The 21932-nt window shown below is 39.0% G+C and carries 18 protein-coding genes; 9 read left to right on the top strand and 9 right to left on the bottom strand.

The annotated features are described in order from the left end of the window. Window positions 1–321 precede the first annotated feature (321 nt). From RWN13_RS18060 to RWN13_RS18050, 3 genes are all read left to right on the top strand, one after another. Complete coding sequence (locus RWN13_RS18060) at window positions 322–1470, top strand: S1C family serine protease (protein ID WP_314066500.1); 1149 nt, start codon at window positions 322–324, stop codon at window positions 1468–1470. Between the two features lie 48 nt (window positions 1471–1518). Then, window positions 1519–2052, top strand: coding sequence for a DUF308 domain-containing protein (locus RWN13_RS18055; protein ID WP_314066497.1), 534 nt, complete (start codon window positions 1519–1521; stop codon window positions 2050–2052). A gap of 357 nt (window positions 2053–2409) precedes the next feature. Then, window positions 2410–3711, top strand: coding sequence for an MATE family efflux transporter (locus RWN13_RS18050; protein WP_314066494.1), 1302 nt, complete (start codon window positions 2410–2412; stop codon window positions 3709–3711). Window positions 3712–3827: 116 nt separating this feature from the next. On the opposite strand, the gene RWN13_RS18045 is transcribed toward RWN13_RS18050, so the two are convergent. From RWN13_RS18045 to RWN13_RS18035, 3 genes are all read right to left on the bottom strand, one after another. Beyond that, complete coding sequence (locus RWN13_RS18045) at window positions 3828–4862, bottom strand: DUF916 and DUF3324 domain-containing protein (protein WP_314066491.1); 1035 nt, start codon at window positions 4860–4862, stop codon at window positions 3828–3830. 46 nt (window positions 4863–4908) lie between these two features. Continuing rightward, complete coding sequence (locus RWN13_RS18040; RefSeq protein WP_314066488.1) at window positions 4909–5559, bottom strand: WxL domain-containing protein; 651 nt, start codon at window positions 5557–5559, stop codon at window positions 4909–4911. Between the two features lie 64 nt (window positions 5560–5623). After that, the gene (locus RWN13_RS18035; RefSeq protein WP_314066486.1) at window positions 5624–7873 is read right to left on the bottom strand and encodes an L-type lectin-domain containing protein; all 2250 of its coding nucleotides are present in this window, start codon (window positions 7871–7873) and stop codon (window positions 5624–5626) included. A gap of 281 nt (window positions 7874–8154) precedes the next feature. On the opposite strand from RWN13_RS18035, the gene RWN13_RS18030 reads away from it, so the two are divergent. Together RWN13_RS18030 and RWN13_RS18025 are read left to right on the top strand one after the other, a co-directional pair. Then, on the top strand, window positions 8155–9786 hold the full coding sequence (locus RWN13_RS18030) for a peptide ABC transporter substrate-binding protein (protein ID WP_314066484.1): 1632 nt from the start codon (window positions 8155–8157) through the stop codon (window positions 9784–9786). Window positions 9787–9955: 169 nt separating this feature from the next. Next, window positions 9956–11317, top strand: a complete 1362-nt coding sequence (locus RWN13_RS18025) for an Nramp family divalent metal transporter (RefSeq protein ID WP_314066481.1) — start codon at window positions 9956–9958, stop codon at window positions 11315–11317. Window positions 11318–11360: 43 nt separating this feature from the next. On the opposite strand, the gene RWN13_RS18020 is transcribed toward RWN13_RS18025, so the two are convergent. The 3 genes from RWN13_RS18020 to RWN13_RS18010 all read right to left on the bottom strand — a co-directional run bounded on the left by RWN13_RS18020 (window position 11361) and on the right by RWN13_RS18010 (window position 13714). Continuing rightward, the gene (locus RWN13_RS18020; protein WP_314066479.1) at window positions 11361–11819 is read right to left on the bottom strand and encodes an SRPBCC family protein; all 459 of its coding nucleotides are present in this window, start codon (window positions 11817–11819) and stop codon (window positions 11361–11363) included. Next, window positions 11797–12162: a MerR family transcriptional regulator gene (locus tag RWN13_RS18015; RefSeq protein WP_314066477.1), complete on the bottom strand. Its 366-nt coding sequence runs from the start codon at window positions 12160–12162 to the stop codon at window positions 11797–11799. The genes RWN13_RS18020 and RWN13_RS18015 overlap by 23 nt, the downstream gene beginning before the upstream one ends. 688 nt (window positions 12163–12850) lie before the next feature. Beyond that, the gene (locus RWN13_RS18010; protein WP_314066474.1) at window positions 12851–13714 is read right to left on the bottom strand and encodes a hypothetical protein; all 864 of its coding nucleotides are present in this window, start codon (window positions 13712–13714) and stop codon (window positions 12851–12853) included. A 285-nt stretch (window positions 13715–13999) separates the two neighbouring features. Here RWN13_RS18010 and dgt point away from each other — a divergent pair, with 285 nt between their 5' ends. Then, window positions 14000–15394, top strand: a complete 1395-nt coding sequence (gene dgt, locus RWN13_RS18005; RefSeq protein WP_314066471.1) for a dGTP triphosphohydrolase — start codon at window positions 14000–14002, stop codon at window positions 15392–15394. Window positions 15395–15789: 395 nt separating this feature from the next. Here the strand turns inward: dgt and RWN13_RS18000 are convergent, their stop codons facing one another. From RWN13_RS18000 to RWN13_RS17990, 3 genes are all read right to left on the bottom strand, one after another. Beyond that, window positions 15790–16230 carry a hypothetical protein gene (locus tag RWN13_RS18000; protein WP_314066469.1) on the bottom strand — a complete coding sequence of 147 codons (441 nt, stop codon included), beginning with the start codon at window positions 16228–16230 and terminating at the stop codon, window positions 15790–15792. Window positions 16231–16554: 324 nt separating this feature from the next. Beyond that, window positions 16555–16827, bottom strand: coding sequence for a hypothetical protein (locus RWN13_RS17995; RefSeq protein ID WP_314066467.1), 273 nt, complete (start codon window positions 16825–16827; stop codon window positions 16555–16557). 180 nt (window positions 16828–17007) lie between these two features. Then, window positions 17008–18513, bottom strand: a complete 1506-nt coding sequence (locus RWN13_RS17990) for a hypothetical protein (RefSeq protein ID WP_314066464.1) — start codon at window positions 18511–18513, stop codon at window positions 17008–17010. Window positions 18514–18914: 401 nt separating this feature from the next. Here RWN13_RS17990 and RWN13_RS17985 point away from each other — a divergent pair, with 401 nt between their 5' ends. From RWN13_RS17985 to RWN13_RS17975, 3 genes are read left to right on the top strand one after another with little or no spacing between them, the layout of a single operon-like run. After that, window positions 18915–20975: a BglG family transcription antiterminator gene (locus RWN13_RS17985; protein ID WP_314066461.1), complete on the top strand. Its 2061-nt coding sequence runs from the start codon at window positions 18915–18917 to the stop codon at window positions 20973–20975. 2 nt (window positions 20976–20977) lie between these two features. After that, entirely contained in the window at window positions 20978–21448 is a 471-nt protein-coding gene (locus tag RWN13_RS17980; protein ID WP_314066459.1) for a PTS sugar transporter subunit IIA, read from the top strand. Between the two features lies 1 nt (window position 21449). After that, window positions 21450–21752 (top strand): PTS sugar transporter subunit IIB, encoded by a 303-nt coding sequence (locus tag RWN13_RS17975; protein ID WP_314066456.1) that lies wholly within the window; start codon window positions 21450–21452, stop codon window positions 21750–21752. Window positions 21753–21932 lie beyond the last annotated feature (180 nt).

Genomic DNA, 21932 nt, shown 5'->3' with positions numbered 1-21932 from the left:
TCTCTGCTTTTTTTGTCGCTTATAGTATCCATTAATGAACGATAACAATCTGGATCTGAGGATAGGTTTATTTTTCCACCCATTTAAAGACGTTTTCGCCCAATTAATGACGGTATTTCAAGTGTTATTGATTGATTTTATAAGCGTTATGCGTTAACGTAATAGATAACAAAGGTATTGTTCAATAATAGTTATATTGGGTCATTAATTATACGGGTAACAGGGAAAAAATCAGAAGTTAGACACGAGAAGGAGTCTAAAGGTGTTCTGGTTATGTTTATAAAATAGTGTTAACCAATTAAATGAATGGAGGGACGTCAATTGAAAAAAGGCAAAGGGGCAATTATTGGCTACAGTTTGTTAGGTGGCATGTTAGGAGCGTTGATTATTTGTGGCATATTAATCGGTTTGGTGAAGAATGATACCATCACTTTAGGTAAAAGTGAGACAAGTACGAGTAATGTGACGTATAAAGTTAACAGCGATGTAACTAAAATGGTCGGTGAGGTCAAAGAAACAGTGGTCTCAATTATTAATTTGCAAAGTGGCAATCAGTCGCTTAATGATTTATTGAATCAGGAAGGGACGCTACAAGCTGCTGGTGAAGGCAGTGGGGTTATTTATAAAATAGAAGGAAATCAGGCTTATATTGTGACGAATAATCATGTTGTTGCTGGGGCAGATGCTGTAGAAGTGTTGATGAAAGATGGCACAACGGAGAAGGTTGAAGTGGTTGGCCTAGATACATTTACCGATTTGGCTGTTTTGAAAATGTCCAGCGAGCATGTGACAAAAGCAGCTGAATTTGCAGATTCCAGCAAGGTTCAAGTGGGAGAACCAGCGATTGCTATTGGTTCACCTTTAGGTTCCATGTATGCTAATTCGGTGACTCAGGGGATTGTCTCTGCAGTCGAACGAACCATTACCAACAAGACAGATGATGGTGAACTTACTAGTATTAATGCCATTCAAACCGATGCAGCGATTAACCCAGGGAATTCAGGGGGCGCTCTTTTGAATGTCAAAGGGCAAGTTATCGGCATCAATTCAATTAAAATAGCCGAAGCCAGTGTTGAAGGCATGGGCTTTGCGATTCCTAGTAATGACGTGATTAAGATCATTGCTGAACTTGAAAAAAATGGCAAGATTGAACGACCATTTTTAGGCGTAACGCCTTATAACTTATTCTTGGTTAACGCTGAGACACGTAAACAAGCCCTTGATTTGCCTGATGATGTGGCAACAGGTGTGGTTGTGTTAGAAGTTCAAGCGGGTTCACCAGCTGCGGCTGCGAAACTAGCTGTTGGAGATGTGATCGTTGGGATTGATGGCGAAGCGGTGGACGACAATGTTGGGTTACAAACGCTATTGTATCAGTATCAAATAGGCGATAAAATTAAAGTTGAGTTTTACCGTGGCCAAGAAAAACAAACTGCCACAGTTGAATTAAAGGCCCGTAGTGGCGACTAAATTAAAGGGACAATTCCCGTATCTATTTACCTATTGAGAGGAATGATTATGATGGCAACAGAAGTGAAAAACAGAGGGTTTGATTGGAAGGACTTACTGATTGGCGTGTTGTATATTATTGCCGCCTTTATCTTCTTCACACAGCCGGCAATGGCCATTGGTGTTTTAGTTCTTTGGTTTGGCATTTTGGCGATTATCAAAGGGATTAATAATTTTATCAAATATTCAAAAGTAAAAAGTACAACAGGAATGAATGCGACGTTTCTGATTGTCACCGGCGTCTTAGATATTTTGTTAGGGATCATCCTTTTATTTAATCTCTATTCTGGGATTGTGGTCGTAGGATGGATTTTCGCCATTTGGTTTATTACGGATTCCATTGCCCATATTTTAAATGCGGGCTTTTTAAAAGAAAGAAGTACATGGATTTATTGGCTCTCCATCATTTTTAATGTCGTCTGTGTGCTTATCGGGATTTCCTTATTCTTTAACCCGATTGTCTCAGCATTGACGGTGCCATTTTTGATTGGTTTCTACTTCTTAATCTTTGGTATAGAAGAAGTCATAGCTTCTTTTGCTTAAAAATTCACCAAGCACTGAAAGTGTCTCCTTTTAGGAAAACGTTCAGTGCTTTTTGCTATTTAAGACTTGTCCGCCAGCAGTTGAGCTGTTATAGTTAAATTAAATAACCGTTAAATAAGGAGGTATCAACCTAAATGGACGCACCTGTGTAATACTTAATGACCCAAAAAACGATGGCAAATTTGCCACCGTTTAGTTCAGCTTGGGCTGTTTACAGCAGTTTTCGCTCAGGTTCATTAAGCAGGTCGCCATTAAGTTGTGTTGATTGGACCAAATTTTTTTTGGTCTTTTGTTTGAGGGGAATAATCTGTGCCGCTTTTTGAGACCTGCTTTCTATCAAAAAGAAAGCGCAGGTCTATGATGAAAAAAAATATCTTACGAAGTGAACTAAATCACGTCTCATTGCCGTTGTTGCTTAACAGTCTATTAGGTACAGCCATGAGTGTCATCTTCACGGCGATGATTGGTAGAATCTCATCCGATGCCATTGCGGCAACGGAAGTGGTGGATGGGTTAGTCTATTCCCTTGTGGGGATTTTAGGGGCAGGGTCCCTCTCCTTTAATATCTATGCTTCACGTATTCAGGAAAGCAATCCAAGGCTTTTCCAAAATTATTTTAAATCGATTTTGTTTTTAAATCTGTTGCTAGGAGGAATAGGGACTTTACTGGTGATGATGTTGCTGCCTGAATTGTTGGCACATCTCTATCATTTTAAGGGGGAGACCCTAGTCCTTGGCATAAGTTACGGCCGAATTTCAGCCTTCAAACTCGTGATTTATGTGACCATCTTTTCATTCTCCAACCAGTTGAAAGTTAAAAAGAAGCCCGTGATGATCGTTACTGCTGGTGTCATTAGTTCGTTAGCTCATCTGTTGATGGCCTTAGCTGCTTTTGCTTATTTACCAAAGTCTAAGCAGCTGTTAGGACTAGGGGTTGCTTCCATGTTTTCCTTGTTGATGGAATGTGGGCTTTATTGTGTTGTTTTAAGGAAAGGCTTAAGGATGCTGAAAGGGATTAAAAGCAGCCAGAAATGGTTTCTATTAAAAAAAAGTGGCCCACTTTTTGGACAAGAATGTTTAGAAGGGACTCTTTTTAGTGTCATAGTGACAGCACTAGTAAGCCGTTTGCCATTTACGATTTTTACTGGTTATAGCCTTTGTCTGGTAATAGTCAAACTGGCTCAGTCCGCCATGTTTCCTTACGCTAATAGTCAATTGATCCTGATTGGCGAAGCATTTGGAAAGGGCCAATCCAATAAGCTACGGCAATTGCCAAAATTAACCGCAAAAGTGACATTAGCCAGTTATCTGGGTGTAAGTCTGATTGTCGTCTGCTTTAGTTCCTCGCTTTTGCCACTATTATCAAATCAATCAGAGTTGATCCATCAAGCCATGGAAATTCTTCCAGTTGTCTTGCTTTTTTTTACAAGCCAGCTATTTTTTGAAATAAATAAGTATAGTTTGCAAGCCATTGGAAAAGAACGTCAGACCTTGATTCTCACAGGAATGGTCAATGGGTTAGTCGTGTGTGTCTTGCTGGTGTTACAATTAGTCGGTCTTAATTCCCTTATGACCATCTTATGGGGTTTGGCTATCAATTATCTTTGGCTAAGCTTTCTCTTTTCACGTTTCTATCGGAAGACAATTCAAAACCATTAAATAATCCCCCTGCTCACTATCTGAGCAGGGGGATTATTTAATGATTTTGAACGGCATAAGCATCTAGTAAAACTCTGGTAATAACTTGCAAGGGCAAGCAGGCCATTAATGTACGTCTAAGTTAGTCTATCTGGAGACTGGGTATTTCGTTTCTTTAAAATAAGAACAAGCAGGATAATAATGCATACTAATATTATCAGTATCATCATTAGAATCATGACTAGCGGCGATTTTTCGAGATTAACGGCCTTGTTGTTAATCTCATGGGCTTCATTTTGACTAATATCAAAAGCACGACTTAACTCCCAAGTTTTATCTTCAATGGTTAAGGTTAAATGCAAGTGATAGCTGCCAGGCTTCAAGGCTTGATCTTGAAAACCTATGGGGAAATCAAAGCTAGAATTTGGGGCCATCCCAATGCCTGTTTTGCTATTAGAGAGAACCTCTTTTTGGCTGTCAGCTTTCGTTATTTTAGAGACAATGGTCATCTCGCGGACAATCGCGGGCTGGTTGTTTTGGATGGTGGCCACAACTGCTGTTCGATGATTTTTTAACTCTGGTTTAACAGTCTTTAAGACAAAATCCGGTTCAATCTCGGTTTCATTCGAACGTAATTTAACACCGATAATATAAGAAAAGTCATTGGTGATTTGAATGGCTTCTTCAGCCTTAGTTTCAGTGTTTTTCTCTTTATCCTCATAGACGAACAGTCCTCCTAGAACGATTCCCTTAAAGGCGTTTTTAGGTGCATGTAACGTAAAAGCGACTTCTTTAACTTCTTTAGGTCCAAGGGTCACCAGTTGTTTTTCAGAGATTAGTTCATTAAAATCAATGGCTAAACTGGCGTCTTTCACTGCTTTTTCTTGACTGTAATCAATCGAGCCATTTTGATTGGTTGTTGCTCGATTAGGGATTAGGTGAATCTTTTTTTCCTGAGCGGTCGTATTCGTAAGGGTGACAGACAGCTGTTGTGAGGAGTCTGGTTCAAGTTTTAAATCAAAATAGGTTAACTGAGAATCAATTTGATTGTCTGGAATAGTTGCTTTAATGCCAAAGCCGATTTCATTAGCAGAAGTTGTTGAAGCACCAAATACCAACACAATGATAATCATAAAGCCACCAATCCAATGCTGCCATGTGTTTCTTACCATACTGACCACTCCTTGTTTTTAGTTTAGTTGAACAGATGCCTTCTAATTATGGGGCGTCACTTAAGGTCCAATCAAGATTAGCCGAGTAAACTCCCACTTTATTGCCAGAAGGGACTTCCAATGAGACCAAATTATCGGTGTTCCCTTCGTTAAATAAACGGTTGACCCAGGTCCCCAAACCAGCGTCTTCATCGGCTGACATAATAATCATGGGATCATTGGACAGTTCAAAACTGACTTCGTTAGCTAATGGGGCATCAGAGGTGTTATCTTCGGTGGTTCCTACGCGACCTTTTTCAAATTTCAAGAAGGCGCCTTTTAATTCTTGCCCCTCTTCAGTGCTGAACTTGCTGGAAGCGACCATTAAGTTCCAACCAGTTCCGACTCCCCGTTGATCGGTTACCTGAACATTGGGTTTTGCCGAGGTGGTTTTATAGACTTCTTTTTTAGATGATAACTGTTGTGTTCCAAAGGTTAAATGTGTGATATTATCAATCGTCAATGAACCAGTATGTCCTGTTTCGTCACCAGGCAACCCAGGCTCAAGAGGATCCGTAGAACCGTCTCCTTCTGTAATGCTGATTTCACTTAGGGATTGATGATTATCTCCCGTTTCAGCTGCCATAATAACCCCTTCTAAGCTACCAAATAAGAGAGAGCTGCAAATAATGACACTAGCTAATAGCGTTTTTTTCATAAATTGACACGTCCTTTTTCTTTTTTTTATTTAATTGTCATGGTTATGACATTAAAATACCTTTTTATGGGGCGTCAACGACCCGCCATCCAATTTCACCAACATACTCACCTGCGTACATGGACGAGTTTGCTTTAAATAATAAACCTTGATCTTCCTGCCAGCTGACGGGGACATTTTCTGTTGTCGTTGTTTGATGACTAAAGACATCTACGGGTGAATTAATCTCTAATGGAATTTCTTTATCTTGATTGAGATAAATCAAATGATTTTCTAGAGAATGCTTGCCTTTGGGAACGGGGCTGTCTTTTAAAATAGCCTGTACCCGCCAATTAGATTGAGTATTTCGGGTGTCTCTAACGTTGATAGTCCAATTGTTTTGCCGTTTAGCATAAGCAACTCCGTGGGGAATCCTTAAAGGTTCAAAACTGACTGTTGGACTAATAAAACTGAATTCAAGTGCACCGGTGACTGTTATAAGGGTTGCCACTTTATTGGAGGGAAAGCCCTCACTGTCTTTTAAGAAAAAGACAAGGTGGTTTTCACCCATCTTTAAATCATGAGACATGATAGGGGCTAACAAGTCAGTCTGAGCGCCTAAATCTGAATTCTCAATCAAGTCTGTTGCCAGTTTTTCCGGCCCGTTATTGATCGTGTAGTAGAGTTGAACCAAGGGGCTGTCTTTATCCACCCAAGATCCTGTTATATCAAAGGGGTCACTAAAGATGACGTCTTGATTGAGAGCAGAATCAGCTAAACTTAATCTCGGTGGGCTTGCTACATTAAATGTTAAGGTGGCCTGATTGGAAACAGCACCTTGATTGTCCACCAGATACACCACTAACTGATTACTTCCGACAGCTAGACTTCCTTCGGGGAATTCAAGTTGCCAGGTATTTCCATTGCTTGAATGTAAGGGTTCTTGGTGATAGACATGTCCATTTAGCAAGGAAAAGAGCGTAAGTGAGTCACCGTCATCTTGCCAGAGACCTTCGATGATAGTTGTCTCGTTGTCTAAACGAATCTCGTTTTCAGTACTTGAAATACTTATGTCAGGAGGCCGATTTCCTTCAATGGTCAAAGAGTAGCCCTCAGAGGTCAATAAGTGGTTGTTGCCGCTAAAATTAACCTGTTGCTCAACAATATGAGATCCTGGTAGAGCTGGTTTGACGGTGGCTTTAAATGCCACTTGCTTTTGAGTGAGCCATGGCGATAAATCTCCAATTGCTGTAATTAAGCGGTTCTCTTGCCAGTCGTGATCTTCAATAGGAAATGCTTCACCCGTGTTAGGATGGATCCTTTTAGTCGTACCGGGAATTAAGTCAAAGTAATCACTTAAAGTGAAATCCGCTGCCACATCTAGCCAATCTTGTTTACCCGATAAGTAAGTCGCATCCAGCAAAAAAGTGAGCTCTTCACCGGAATAAACAGGACTTCCAGGTTCAAGTATCTTACCAGAACGGGCAACTGTGACGGTGGAGGAAGCGTTGACTACCCCTGGGACCTTTTCAAAAACCACTCGGTTCATTTGACTTTTGGTTCCAGTGGAACCAGTGAATCCCCAGACCACATCGTAACTGCCAAAATCAGCCAAAACATCGATGGGCACTTTAACTGGTGACAAATTCGCAAACTGATACGTTAACGTGCTAGTGTCAGCAGACCAGTCAACAGCAAATCGGTGCCACTGGTCATTAGAGAGGGGACCAGGCAATTGGATATTATTGTGGTTGAGTGTCCGTTGATTGCCATCGCCCCAGCCAGCATACCAGTCAATATAAGTCGCACTCCAATCATCCCAGATAGCGGGCCGACCAGGAAAGGCATTAGCAACATGATTAGCTTGCCCAAGGGCGTTTAACTGATTGTCAAAGCGACTATCGTTTTTATTATTGTTGTAATAGGTATCAAATTCCACAGCAAAACTGTTTTTTATCCCCCCATGAGTTGCCCCTTCCTTTTGGGTTGCCCAAACCCCTAAGCTGGCACCACTATAAGAATAAGCATTTTGCCGCTCTGGTGAATTTTGCATGACAAAGGCCATACCATCTCCGGCATTTCCCCCTCGATTTCCAAAGTAAAGATGCATCACTGAACTAAAATCTTCTCTGAGATTCATGAGATTATTATCAGTGGACCAGATGGCGCCTTCCCGATTTTGAGCATCAGGTGTAATTTGAACAATGGAATCAGTTATCATAGTTGAATGACGTGTGGTTGTAAAAATATCCGACAAGATGACATTTTTAGGTGGTATCGGTTCATTCGCTGCTTCAACTGTCTTGCCAAGATGACATAAACTAACAGCTGCCAACACGAACATAATATAGATAAAAAGCTTAATTGTTTTGATTGTCAGCCCTCCTCTTGATTGCCAGTTCAGTATAACTAAAAATGAACAGGAGCTAGGTTCAATTTTTGTGGTTTATTTCGTCAAAACATGACATTGGAAAAAAATCGTTAAAATGAAGGAGTGAACGAGTTATGCGCCGTTAAAAGTTCTCCTCGTTAAAAAAAATAGTGAAGACTTGCCAAAATAAGTTTTGACTTCCTGAGGTTTTTATTATAAGATGATGAGAATTAGGAGGGGATTTAATGAGAAAGAAACTGATGATCGTTGGTATAGCACTTCTGTTGGCAGGGTGTGGTAATAAAGCTGAAACGGAGAAAGAGAGCAAAAAAGAAACCGCTCAGGAAATTTCAATCGTTGTCGAAAATGAATTATCAACCTTGGATTCAACCTTAGCCAGTGATACTTATGGCATTACGGTCTTAAATAACGTCATGGAAGGGTTGTACCGTCTTGACGAAAATAACCAATTAATCATAGCGGGAGCAAGTGAACTACCAGATGTAAGTGATGATTTATTAACCTATAAAATCAAGTTGAATAAAGAAGCAAAATGGTCTAATGAAACCCCAGTCACAGCAGCCGATTATGTTTATGCTTGGCAAAAAGCCGTTAATCCGAAAACAGGCTCAGAATACAGCTACCTGTTTAACAGTGTTCTAAATGCCCCAGAAATTACCGAAGGCAAAAAGCCAATTGAAGAACTAGGCATTAAAGCCATTGATGATTACGAGTTGGAAATTACGCTAGCTCAGGCAACACCTTATTTTGAAAGTTTGCTGGCCTTTCCAACGTTCTTCCCACAAAATAAAGCATTTGTGGAAAAAGAAGGAGGGGACTATGCCAAAACAAACGAAAACTTGATTTACAATGGGCCCTTTGTTTTAGAAGACTTTGATGGAGCGGGAACCGATACCACTTGGGATTATGTTAAAAATAAAAACTATTGGGACAATAAAAAAGTTAAATTAGCCAAAATTTCCAATCAAGTGATCAAAGAACCCGGAACCAGCGTGAAGCTTTTTGAAGCAGGCGAGTTGGATGATTTACCATTATCCGGTGAGTTTGCCCAACAATATCGAGACAATGAAGCCTTTGTTTCCCTTGATAAAGCGGGCACCACGTATTTATCATATGATCAGCGAGAAGGTCTGTTTACAAATTCGAAAGCCAGAAAAGCTATTTCACTTGTATTAAACCGTGAAGAAATCATTGAAAATATTTTAGCTGATGGTTCAATTGTGCCAAAAGGATTAGTCCCTTCAGGCATGTCTTTTGCACCTGAGACCAACAAAGATTTTGCAGATGTCACCACAAATTATGTGAAAACTGATGTTGAAGAAGCGAAAAAACTCTGGAAAGAAGCCAAAGAGGAAACCAAGACAGGGGACGTGACCTTAGAGTTATTATCTTATGACGTGGACTCTATTCGTAAATTAGCAGAAGCCATTCAGTTCGCCATTGAAGACAATTTAGAAGGCGCTAAAGTTAGTGTTAGCATTGTGCCAGTGTCAGTGGCAGTCGAGAAAGGTCGCAACACAGAATTTGATCTCTTTCTTTTTGGTTGGGGAGCGGATTACGCTGACCCAAGTAGTTTCCTTGATTTAATGAAGACTGATTCACCCTATAACTACGGCAAATACAGCAATAAAGAATACGACGCCTTAGTTGAAAGTGCTGCTACAACTAATGTGACAGAGCCAGAAAAACGCTGGGCAGATTTTGTTAAAGCCGAGAATCTATTAATGGAAGAAACAGGGGTCAACCCGATTTTCCAAAAAGCTGAATCACGATTGAGAAATCCCCAACTCAAAGGAATCATTTCCCACAGTGTTGGTGCTCAGTTTGATTTTAAAGAAGCATATCTGGAAGAGTAAACGGATAGTTTAAATGATAAAACGTGATTCCCACCTGATTGTGTTTAGGTGGGAGTTATTTTTTTTGGCACTCCCTGCTTTTTTTAAAATTTTTAATAGTAACCCCTTGCCAAAATGAACAAACAGGAGTAAAGTTTAGGTATACCTAAAACGTAAAGAAGGCGCTCCTATGAAAAATAACAATCGAGATTCACATCAACACTTTTTAACAACTAAACTAAATGGCCTAAGTTTGCCAGAAATAAACAATACCGTTTCAATTCCTAAAAATGCTGGTTTTTGGAAAAAACTGTTGGCTTATTCCGGGCCGGGAGCTCTAGTGGCAGTTGGGTATATGGACCCAGGGAATTGGGTCACCTCCATCGCAGGTGGTGCTCAGTTTGGTTACTTGCTGTTATCCGTTATTTTAATTTCCAGTTTAATCGCCATGTTGCTCCAATACATGTCAGCCAAATTAGGCATTGTCACCGGACTTGATTTAGCTCAAGCTATTCGAATGAAAACAGGTAAAAAATTGGGCATCGTCCTTTGGATAATAACAGAACTAGCCATCATGGCAACCGACATCGCCGAGGTGATTGGGAGTGCCGTTGCGTTGAATTTATTGTTTCGCATTCCCTTACTATTAGGCGTTTTTATAACGGTTTTAGACGTGTTCCTACTGTTGATGCTGACTAAGTTAGGATTCCGTAAAATTGAAGCCATTGTATCAGTCTTGATTGCAACGATTCTGGTGATATTCCTATATGAAGTGATGTTGGGCCAACCAGTGTTTAGTGATATACTAGCGGGCTTCGTCCCCCACAAACAAATAGTGGAAAATAAGAGCGCCTTATTCCTAGCATTAGGGATCGTGGGTGCCACTGTCATGCCTCATAATTTATACTTACATTCATCAATCGTTCAAGCCCGTCAATATGATCGTGAAAATCGCCAAGAATTGAAAGAAGCGGTTAAGTTCGCCAGAATCGATTCCAATCTGCAATTAACCGTTGCTTTTGTTATTAATTGTTTATTGCTAACCTTAGGGGCGGCCTTGTTCCATGGGAACGGTGATCATTTGAGCACATTAGGCTCACTCTATCGGGCTCTTTCCGATAAGTCAATAGTAGGTGCCATTGCCTCACCAGTCTTAAGCATATTATTCGCCGTCGCTTTATTAGCTTCCGGACAAAATTCAACTATTACCGGTACATTGACTGGGCAAATCGTGATGGAAGGCTATATTAAACTTAGCATGCCAGTCTGGGCAAGACGCCTCGTCACCCGTTTATTAGCGGTTATTCCAGTTATTATTTGTATCCTGCTCTTTGGGGATTCGGAAGAAGTCGTGGAAAAATTATTAATTTACACCCAAGTCTTTCTAAGTATTGCTTTACCCGTGTCAATGCTGCCTTTAACCATTTTTACCAGTAGCAAAAAAATGATGGGAGAGTTTAAAAATTCACTGTTTGTGACGATTCTTGCTTGGTTTCTAACCCTTACCCTAACAGGGTTGAATATTTATTTAATCATGTCTACCTTTGCTTAATAAAAACGCCAAGCCCCTTGATTTTAAAGGGCTTGGCGTCTTATCATTTAGTCGCGTCTTTTTCGGCTTCAAGTTTAACTAGCTGAACAAAGGATTCCACTACAGCCTCGTTTTTCTTATTAGAGGCCATTTTTAACATGGTTTTTCCTAAAAAGTTTGCCCCTTCATTTTTACCGCTGTAGATAAATTCTGTTTGTCTGTCATCTACCATCTTTAAGTGAAACTCACCGATTGAATGAATCATCTTGGCAATAGTAAAATCAAAGGTTTTTCTTTTTTCTTCTGGTCTATCAAGATGAATAATTTCCGTTAGCAAATAGGTTTCTTCGCGGTTTCCCTCAGCATATGTCTCCTCGTAGACAGAGGTATTGGTTGATTCATCTGTTGAGATCAGTTTATGCCCTACAACTTGCGGCATAATGCGATGCATGTTCGCCTCTGTAAATAATGCCCAAACGGTTTCAATAGGCGCCTCTATCTTAATCTTTCGTTCCCAACCCATTTTCTTCATCCCTTTCGTAGTTTGATAAATAATCCTCAACAGTGCTGAGAACCTCTCTCAAACGGTGAATCTCTGCGGTTATGTCAGATTGTTTAGTCTTCATGGCAAGATATAAGGCCTCATCATCTTGAGTGACAATCAAGACTTTAATCTCGTTTAAGGTAAAGCCCATCTCTTTCATGCCACTGATTAGAATGGCTTTTAAATAACTATTATTGTCGTAATAGCAGTAGTTATTTTGTGAATCAACCCGATCGGGCAGCAATAAACCAATTCTCTCGTAATACCGTAATGAGGAGATAGTAATCGCCGTTAGCTCTGAGAATTGACCAATTCGATACATTCTTATCACCACCTGAAGTTATTATAAACCATGAACCATAGTATAGGGTCAAGTGAAGTAAAAGTCGAGTTAATGGTGCTGGTAGTTTTTTACAAAGGAGAGGCCCCTAACGGGAAGTTAGGGGCCTAGGAGTTTTTAACTTATTCGGGGGAGAACAAATTAAATGAAAAAGTTTAGTTAGGTTGTTTGTTGGTATAGGTATATAATAGCTTGCAACTGTGAAAGAGTTGTGAAGGAAAACCATCATTTATCAGAATAAACCTGTAACTTTTCTTTAAGAAAACGACCCAATAGGCTGATTGAGTGAGGGGGATCAGTCAATCAGCCTATTGGGCCTTTCAATTTATAAGAGGTTAACAACCTTAAGACTTTCGCCTTAAATTAAGTTTATCATGAAATCTATTGAAGGAAAGTGACAATTTTGTCATTTAAAGAATATAAAACGAACAAACGCCAATTATCTTAATCCTTCGTAAAAAATGACAAAGGAGTAGCCCCTAGCTTTCACTAGGGGCTGGGAGATTTCTATTTACCTGAAGCCGTTAATCTTAATAAGTAAGGATAAGGGTCATCAGGTAAATAGAAGAATGAAAAAGTTTTGTTAGGGTTGTTTGTTGGTATATATACATAATAACCTCTAAATGTGAACTTGTTGTGAATAAGCTTTAATGATAATAGGAATAATTTATTAAGACTTTGAATTTTTGACATCTTCGAAAAATTCGGTAAAATTGGCTGCTAAATGGTCAGAACCAAGTTGTTTAAAGATTGTTAATGCCGCATCTATTTTTTTTTCACCTTCAATAGTATTTCCTTTTTTATATAAGTAAATCCCATTGCAGAAATTAAGTACATTTCTCTCATGAAGATAGTGCTCGGATGTAAGTAGTTGGCTGATCTCGTTTTGAAAATTTAAACTTATGTCTAATTCATTTTTCATCAGACAAACTATCGTTGAGTTAAGTAAAATTTGGGCAATCATTTTTCGGTGAGCGGCATTATTTTGAAAATACCGTGTTTTATGAATGAGCTCATTCGATAGGAGCATCATGGCATTAAATTTGATACCTGCTACTGAATTACCGTACAAAATGAGTTCGTATTGAGTCCAATCTTCAATTGAGAAAAGGTAATCGGTTAGAAATTCAATATCTTTTTCTTTAGTTGTATTGGTATCGCGTAGTTCGTCATAAACAATTGAAAACATGGTGGAATTGTAGCGATGACGAATATGTCCGGTATTTTTCCAAAGGTCTAATTCATTTGCTATAATCACCTCAATTTTATCGAATTCTTTTTTTAAATAAGATTCTCTTAACTCATCCAGTAGCTGCATCATTCTACTTTTTTGAAAATTGCTAACTATCAGTTCGAATTCACTTAACGTAACATTGACCCGTTCTAATATTTTCACAAATTTGCTAACAGTAATTTCACATAGTCCTCTTTCGAATTTTGATAGTAGAGAAATAGACATGATTCCAGAAGCGGTATCAGCGATGGTTAATTGTTTTTCAAGTCTGAGTTTTTTGAATTCTTCTCCGTACATCATTTTAATGGTTTCCTCCTTTTTTCATATATGAAAAAAATACACTCTTTTCTTTATTATATACTAATATTAATATTATGAAACATATATATGTCAAGAAAGGAGGATTTTTATGTTAATTATATTAGAAAGCTTATTAATAGTCCCGCTTGGTGGAATAATGTGTACAGTCGGTCATACTTAAATAGCAATAAACAAAGAGGCATAAATTTGGTAATAAATACAATTACTAGTTTTTGCTTCTTCTTTTTTTAAACGTAAGTATAATAAAACCCAGGAAGTGATGGTATGGAACGTAAGATGGATTGGCAACAATTATTAGTAGAGAAGCGCTATAACACCAGTAATATTTTTTATTTACGAGGAGAAAGTGCGTATAACATCGATAGCATGAATATAATTAAGTCAGAAGCCTTTCAGAAACTACCAGAAAAAACCCATATATTTCCTCTTGAAAGCTGGGAATGTTGCCGGACAAGTATGGTGCATTCGCTGGAAGTTTCTTATTTTTCAAAAATGATTGTTCATAAATTTGCCGAACGAAATATGCGTAAAAGTCTAAGCCTGAAAGAAATTGCCAAAATGTCAAATACTGTTAGTGCAGTTGGCTTAATGCAAGAAATTGGGTTGCCAGCATTTGGTTATTGTGGTGAAGCTGCGATGCGAGCTTGGTTTCAAGCATACTTGGTAGGGTTTACTTACAATGGAAGACCAGTAGTCGATTGGCTAGGCGAACAACAACGTCGTGATCTTGAGCATCTCAATATCCAAGCTCAAAGCTTAAGAATAGTGAGACACTTACACGATGAAAAGCTCAGAAAAAAACTTAATTTAACGTATCCAATCTTAAACACTATGTTAAAATTATCTTTACGTCCTTCGAAAAAGAGGAAACAATCCCACTTGGACCACTACCAGAGTGAACAGCAATTTTATAGAAACGTTTCTGATGAAATGGGTGTCATTAACCAACACCCGTTGACCTTAATCGTACAAGCCGCATCAGACATAGCCAGGACTACTTCTACCATTAAAGAGGCAATTGGAAAAGGGCTCATAAACACTCGAGAAATTGTTAGTTACTTACAAAATAAGATTGATGACAGCAAGCTAACTTATGGTCAATTGTATCAGTACAGGGAGTTATTAGGACAGAGAACTCATTTTTTATATAAGGAAGAACAGGATGAGTCGGCCGTTTTATTGTGGATTGAAGACTTGCAGTTGCGCTTCATTAATAACGCAGCTTCAAGTTTTAACAAGAAACACACAACTATCATGACTGGGGATTACCGACATGATTTATTTTATGAGACGGATGTTGAACCATTAATGAAAGGGTTAGAAGGATTTGTTGAAGAACAAATTATTTGCCATTCACAATTGCAGAAATCGGAACAAATTGGCAGAGAATGTATTTTTGACTTATTAAAGCGTTTTGTGCCAGCTGTCATATATTTTGAAGAAGAAAGAACTGAAGAGGAGAGAGTCGTTAATATGCACTTATCCACTCAGGTCAAACATCTGTATCATGCCGATCTGGACGGATACAAAAAACCAAGTCAAGGCGATAAGCTCTATCATCGTTTATTAATGGTCGTGGACTTTTTAACAGAATTAACCGATGAACAAGCGTTAAGGTTATCGGAAAAATTAATGGGTTTTGAAGTGATTAATCGCTAGGAAGGCAGTTAGTGAGAGTCGATTTTGGCCCGTGTCAAACTTGTAATAAGTAGAGGCTGGGACAAAAGTCCCAGCCTCCGATATTTTTACGAACATTATGCGATAGACGCGCTCCAAAAGTCTGCTCGCTTCGCTGTCCTAAACTTCTACGCATTAAAATGCTAGAGTTAAGGCTCTACGCTACGCTTCGATCTCAACAAATTCTAAATGCTAAAGCATTAAGATTTGAAGGCTCGGCAATTTCTCAAAAACCGAGCAATCGAAAAAGCCGATTCGCTTGGACCGGTTCTTCGAGATTGCCGTCATTCTTAGGTCTTTAGACCTTAGAGATGAGGGACATCGTAACTTGTGTAGTGCTCGGAGCAAAACGACTTTATGTCCCAGCTTGTTTTCTTTTAGTTCTTATTAACATGGGGTTTAAAGACAAAAGAAAAAATGGCGAAAAATGAAACCAAGCTAGTAACCAAGGTGAAGGAATCAGCATTTAAGGAACCAGCTAATAATAAGGTTGGAAAAAGAGCAATGGTTAATTTTTCTAAGAAAATCGTATAATGTTCTATCTGGGCAGTTGTAATCGGCAGGACAATCCCCATAAGAAAAATAATCAAGGTAAACAGTAGCCAGATCGCAAACAAAATAAGAAGTAAAAAGAAACCAAAAACGAATAACTCCTTAAAATTAAGTTGAATTAATTCGAGTAAAACAGATTCAGTTGAGACATTTTTGATAAAAAAATCAAGGACTCTAATTAATAAAAATAAAAGAAATGCAGTCAAACCAAAGATAAACACCATGTGACCTATTAAATGGCCGGCCTTACTAACTTTTTTAGACATACCACCCCTCCTTACCTCTCATACTAAGCCATGGAAAGGGAAAAAGCAAAAAAATCAATCACACAAAAACGTCCCTTACTTATACTGATGAGTAAGAGGCGTTTTTGTGTAGGGGAAAGGGGGAATTAGTTTTGTGTTTGTCGGCCGTTAAACAACTTGATTATCTTTGATTTAAAGTAAGGAAATCTGCTAAGAATATCTTTTCCTTTGCCATCGCTATTACCTCTTTCATTTGTTGTTAAAGTATGTTTAGCAAATAGCTTTTGGTATTGAGGTACGAGGCCTTAAAGGTCATGTTTCTTTCCCTAACTGCCAAAAAATCTGTTAACGGTTAGGCGGTTTATGCCATAAGAGTTCCCCACATTCCTGACATAAAATAAAGGAATCAGCTGGAAAAATCTTTTGGCTAATAAACAAGGCGTCTAAAGGGCGTTGAGCATAGCCAATGAAGCGACGCTGGCTTTTCTCTTTTGTCAATAAAAGACAGGTTTTCTTGTGAATGACAAAGTAGCCGCTAACGGTCGGGCTTGTAGTCGAATAATAGTAGTGATAGTTAAGTAATGGATGAGGTTTAAGTGTATCGGTCAGTTGGTTCACCTCCTTTTCTATAAAGTAAGTATTGAAAGCTTAATTGTCAGCAGGCCTTTTTGTTTCCAGTTGTTACCTTTAAGTTGGCTTAACTCCAAGTTAATTGGTATTTTTCCTTGAGTTATTACGGGTAAACATCGAAAATCAGGGAAATAAAGTTACTTTGTTGATCGTCTTGATTAAGCCCCCTTACTCAAAGACCGTTGTCCAGTTTTGGCCCTGGACTTGCCGTAAGTCATCGATGAGATGGACAATCAAGTTCTCCTTTTGAGTCAATCGTAATTTTTCGGCATACACCTCAGCTAAATCACGGCCAGGCAAATTATCCCCATAGTGAAAGAGATGAAGCAGCTTATGATCCTCGTCAACTAAGCGCCTGAAGATCCCATTTATATGACCATCATCACCGTTAAACCCATAACCCAAAACCCCAATTTCCTGACATCGTTTTAAATCACGGTAATAATCCACATAACGTTCTGACATGGAGACGGCGGTTAAAGGCTTAATCCCACTTTGTGTGAAGAGAAAAGGAACCGTCAGTTGGTTACTAGGGTCAACATTTCCGTCATCGGAATAAATGTGATTGCGGTAAGGATCGTAACAATCGTTAAGATAGCCATTTAAATGAACTATTTTTTTGGGGGGACACAGTTCTTTAGCAATCAGCGTGTCAAGCAAATTGGTATAGTTGGAGGTGCCGATAGTTGCGAGGGTGTATCTGTCAGAGAGTCTCAGGTCATGATAAATCCCTTCATTAGGAATTTCCTCTGGTATCTGAGCCTGAATATAACGTTGGACACTATGGAGAAAGACCGCGATTCGGGTAAATTTGGCCCAGTGAACCTTAGGCTGATACAAATACCTGAAATGACTGTCAATTAGCCCTTGATAATCCAAGACTTGAGAGTAAGCATCTTCCAGTAAACGAGTGCCGATTTCCACAAATAACTCCTCAACGGTGACGTCTTCCTTTAAGGAGACCGAACTCTCCCGCAAGGCCAGTTCAAGCCCTGTATTCCCCAAAGAACCGTAATTCAAGGCAAATAAACTTCCTAAGTCATTAAAGACATTAAGACTAGTGTTATCTGTTTTCACTAATTCATTGTTCAGCTCATTAACAAGATGTTCTCCAAGAGAGCCAACCAATAACTCCATGATTCCTAGAACGATTTTATGAATCTCCTTATTAGCTGTTTTTTCTAGCATGTATAAAAAGGCTGAGAAAAAAGGTGAGGAAAAAATCGCGGATTCACTGGTTAGTTTCTGGTTTAGTTGAATTCGATCCGCATATAAAAAGTCACCAATCCTCAGGTGATAACTCTCTTCAAAAACGCGCCTAACCCCGTCTTCATCAATCCCATCGATTTGGTTAATGACCCGACTTACCCCCTTATCAAAAGCGTCCAAATAAGTCAGAATCACATCTTTCTGGTTCTCTAAACTAGAGGCGATGATTTCTTCAAAATTTCCTTTGCCAAAGACATAGATACTTCGAGAGCCATAGCCCTCAGGTAGCCATTGTCGAGCGATTTGCGAGCGTGGGTCAATCCTTGCGATAAGTTCCTTGAAATGGTCTCGGTCGGTCTCCTTGCCCATTTTAAAAATGTCCAAAGCGAAACGGCCACCTGCAGGTAAACCATAACCGATTTCCGCCCCTGCACCGAAGAATAAGCCTATCTTCTTTTTTACCATACGATCCTCCTTTGTCTTGATTGGTAGTCATTCGAAAATGTAAAACGTTTCCATTATATTGTATCACAGGTTGAAAAAGAGAGGCAATTGGGAATCGTCAAAATAAGGGGTTTCACTGGGCAATAGAGTCTCTAAAAAAATGAAAAAAGCCCAACAAGTTGAAACGATTACAAACCTTTATTATTGGTATAATAGTTATTTAATCTTTTGTTTGTTTGTGAATTATCAGGAACATGACAGGAAGGCTAGAGGGCTGTCCTTCTTTTGATTTGTGATCAATCACAAGTACGAGAGGGGCTCAGCTCATTTTTGTTTTTTTACGACACAAACAATTGGGATGTAAGCGTGAACAAAACGAACCAAGTATCGTTTATACTAAAAAGTGTTAGGGGGAATATAAAATGAAAGTCGATGATCGATCAAAACTGTTATTGTCGGATATCGTTAAAAACGACAGTCTGACAATCGACGAGTTAAGAGAACGGCATAATCTCACCGTACGGCAAGTTGACTATTCAATTAAGAAGATGAATGACGTGTTAATGGATAGAAATATCCCCATCATTACCAGGACAGCTCAAGGTAAATTTAATATTGACAAACGAATCTATGGCTTATTTAAATCTAGTACCACAAGTTCTGAGACGCTTTTTGTTTCGGATTCTGCTGATCGAGCTGCCATTATGATTCTGATCATGTTAGTTCGCCAAGCCGACTTTTCCATTAATTTTTTCACCTATGAATTCAAAATAAGTAAAAATACCGTCCTAAGCGATTTAAGGCAAGCAAAAAAAATAATGGACCCTTTTAAGCTAAGCATTCACTACTCCCGATTAACAGGATATGAAATAAGGGGCAAAGAGTGGGATATACGCAATATCATGATTCATCTGATCAATTATGTGATGAATCAACTAGATGGGGAGCGCTACTTAAAGTACTTTATGAAAATCTCAGAGGAGAGGTTTGAAGGGATTTACCGAAATTTAGAGAAAGTCGAAAAAAAGCTAGACTTGTCCTTTGTTGATACGAAAACAACTGTCTTGCCATACATCATTATGGGGATTTTATTTCGAATTGAACTGGGCCACGATGTTACTGGAATCTTTTTTATCGATTACCACGAGCTAGCAGATACAAGAGAATTTGATGCCGTGAGAGTATTAATCCAAGACACAGTGATATCAGAAGAAGAAAAATTGTATTTTACGCTTCATTTATTATCAAGCAATGTTTACCAAACAGAACAGCCCCTAGTCGAAGAACTACCTCAGTTACGGGAAGCCATCATTGCCTTTGTTGACGAATTTGAGCGGGTGGCATTCACGAGCCTAAGTAATAAGGAGCGCTTGATTGATAAAATATTTATTCATTTTAAACCAGCTTATTATCGGATTAAATACCAATTGACCACTGATTATAAAGGATTGCCTACTTTAGACGATGACTATGAAGCCATTCACAATTTAATCAATGAATCCAAGGTCCCTCTTGTCCAATATTTGGGAGTGGAACTGCCTGAGGTGGAGACCCGTTTTTTATCGATGCTAATCGGAGGTCATTTGATTGAACAGTCCAATCAGCTAGATGCGAAATTCCGAGCCATTATTGTGTGTCAAAATGGGTTATCATTTTCCAATTTGCTGGAAAATTCATTAAAAAAAATATTCCCAGAGTTATTTTTTTACCCACCTATGTCACTAAAAGAGATGGGAGAAACAACGAACCCCTACGATTTAATTTTCACCTCACTGCCATTGGAGTCAGTCAAGCCAGTCTTTTTTGTATCTGACTTATCGAAAGACTTAGATGTGATTAATATTCGCAATAAAGTAATGTCCGTCTTATATCAGTTTAGCGGGATTGACATTACTATTGAAGATATTATTCATACAGCAGAAAAACACGCCAAACAGTTAGATCGGGAGAAGATGAGAAAAGAGCTGTTGGCGGTATTCTCTCCTGTCAACACTAACCCAAAGAGGGAGTCAAAGGAGACTAACAGTGCGAATCTAGCAACTTTAATTCATGAAGGCCACATTTTAAAGAGAGAAGCAGTTAAAGATTGGCATCAGGCCCTTGAGATTGTCAGCCTGCCATTGTTGGAAAATGGCATCATCAGTCAGACCTATCTTTCAACGATTAAGTCCGAGCAACCTAAACTAACAAGTGGCATTGTTTTGCGAGGGAATATTGCCATCCCTCACACTAGCCCTGAGCCTACTACAAAGTTGGGCATGAGTTTACTGGTTTTAGAGGAACCCTTAAGCTATGAAGATAAAGCGGTTTCGCACATCGTGATGATCGCCTCACCTAATAAAAAAGCTCATTTTAACGCCTTAATTGAGTTGCTAGAAATAGCTGAAGACCAGTTATTTTTAGAGACAATGAAAAAACAGCCCATCAGGGAAATTGCGCAACAAATTAATTCGTATCACTATCGAAAGCTGGAGGAATTATAAATATGATTGAATTCTTGAATCAACAACTCGTGTTCTTAAATAAAAGTTACGCAAGCAGTGATGCGTTGTTTGACGACATTGGCGGGCAAATCTCGGCTAGAGGATTTGGAACAGGACAGTTCGTGGAAAAACTGAAAGAGAGAGAAGGCAACTTTCCGACTGGCTTGAACTTAGGGAATTATGGCGTGGCCATCCCTCATACTGATCCGGAATACATCACAGAACAGTTTATCTCCGTGGCCACATTAAACGAACCCGTTTCGTTTAAATCCATGGATAATATCGAAGTGGAAGTGCCCGTTAGATTGGTTTTTATTTTAGGCTTAACAAAAGCCGACAATCAATTGATGGTTCTTCAAACACTGATGCAAGTGATTCAAGATGAACAACTGGTTAAAGAAATTATGCAAGAAAAGAGCATCAAGGACGTCTTAAGTGCACTGGAAAAAATACAAGTCGAAGGGAACGATTAGAATGAATAAAAAAAGACTATTAGTAGCATGTGGAGCAGGGATAGCCACATCAACCGTTGTGATGAATCGAATCGAACAATTATTAAAAGATAACCAGATTGAGGCAGACATTCAACAAATAAAAATTGTTGAAGCCAAATCATTACAAAAAGACGCAGACTTAATCATTTCAACCACCATTTTACCAACCACCTATGAGATTCCAGCCATCGTAGCCACCTCATATATCACAGGACTAGGCATGGAAGAGATGGACGCACAAATTATCGCCGTTCTAAAAGGAGACAACCAGAGAGTTAAATAAAACACGTCAAACTGAGTTAAAAAGAGAAAAAAGAGAAAAAAGAGAAAAAAGAGTAAAGGAGGGCCCCTATGCTTAATGCTTTAGCCATTATTCTTAAGACGTAAGTCTATAGAGATAAGGGACACCGAAGCGAAGCGAAGAGCCGTTATTCTTAAGACGTTCGTCTATAGAGATAAGGGA

Source organism: uncultured Vagococcus sp. (genome assembly GCF_963518325.1).
Taxonomy (GTDB): Bacteria; Bacillota; Bacilli; order Lactobacillales; family Vagococcaceae; genus Vagococcus_D.
Note: the sequence above shows the minus strand (reverse complement) of the source record. Positions and strands in the feature narration are given on the sequence as shown.

What these genes read in the sequence shown, in the direction of transcription:
- RWN13_RS18000 (WP_314066469.1), bottom strand. Translation starts at nt 16,230, where the DNA reads ATGTCTAAAAAAGTTAGTAAGGCCGGCCATTTAATAGGTCACATGGTG.
- dgt (WP_314066471.1), top strand. Translation starts at nt 14,000, where the DNA reads ATGGAACGTAAGATGGATTGGCAACAATTATTAGTAGAGAAGCGCTAT.
- RWN13_RS18020 (WP_314066479.1), bottom strand. Translation starts at nt 11,819, where the DNA reads ATGGGTTGGGAACGAAAGATTAAGATAGAGGCGCCTATTGAAACCGTT.
- RWN13_RS17990 (WP_314066464.1), bottom strand. Translation starts at nt 18,513, where the DNA reads ATGGTAAAAAAGAAGATAGGCTTATTCTTCGGTGCAGGGGCGGAAATC.
- RWN13_RS17975 (WP_314066456.1), top strand. Translation starts at nt 21,450, where the DNA reads ATGAATAAAAAAAGACTATTAGTAGCATGTGGAGCAGGGATAGCCACA.
- RWN13_RS18010 (WP_314066474.1), bottom strand. Translation starts at nt 13,714, where the DNA reads ATGATGTACGGAGAAGAATTCAAAAAACTCAGACTTGAAAAACAATTA.
- RWN13_RS18025 (WP_314066481.1), top strand. Translation starts at nt 9,956, where the DNA reads ATGAAAAATAACAATCGAGATTCACATCAACACTTTTTAACAACTAAA.
- RWN13_RS18030 (WP_314066484.1), top strand. Translation starts at nt 8,155, where the DNA reads ATGAGAAAGAAACTGATGATCGTTGGTATAGCACTTCTGTTGGCAGGG.
- RWN13_RS18045 (WP_314066491.1), bottom strand. Translation starts at nt 4,862, where the DNA reads ATGGTAAGAAACACATGGCAGCATTGGATTGGTGGCTTTATGATTATC.
- RWN13_RS18015 (WP_314066477.1), bottom strand. Translation starts at nt 12,162, where the DNA reads ATGTATCGAATTGGTCAATTCTCAGAGCTAACGGCGATTACTATCTCC.
- RWN13_RS17980 (WP_314066459.1), top strand. Translation starts at nt 20,978, where the DNA reads ATGATTGAATTCTTGAATCAACAACTCGTGTTCTTAAATAAAAGTTAC.
- RWN13_RS18055 (WP_314066497.1), top strand. Translation starts at nt 1,519, where the DNA reads ATGATGGCAACAGAAGTGAAAAACAGAGGGTTTGATTGGAAGGACTTA.
- RWN13_RS17985 (WP_314066461.1), top strand. Translation starts at nt 18,915, where the DNA reads ATGAAAGTCGATGATCGATCAAAACTGTTATTGTCGGATATCGTTAAA.
- RWN13_RS18040 (WP_314066488.1), bottom strand. Translation starts at nt 5,559, where the DNA reads ATGAAAAAAACGCTATTAGCTAGTGTCATTATTTGCAGCTCTCTCTTA.
- RWN13_RS18050 (WP_314066494.1), top strand. Translation starts at nt 2,410, where the DNA reads ATGATGAAAAAAAATATCTTACGAAGTGAACTAAATCACGTCTCATTG.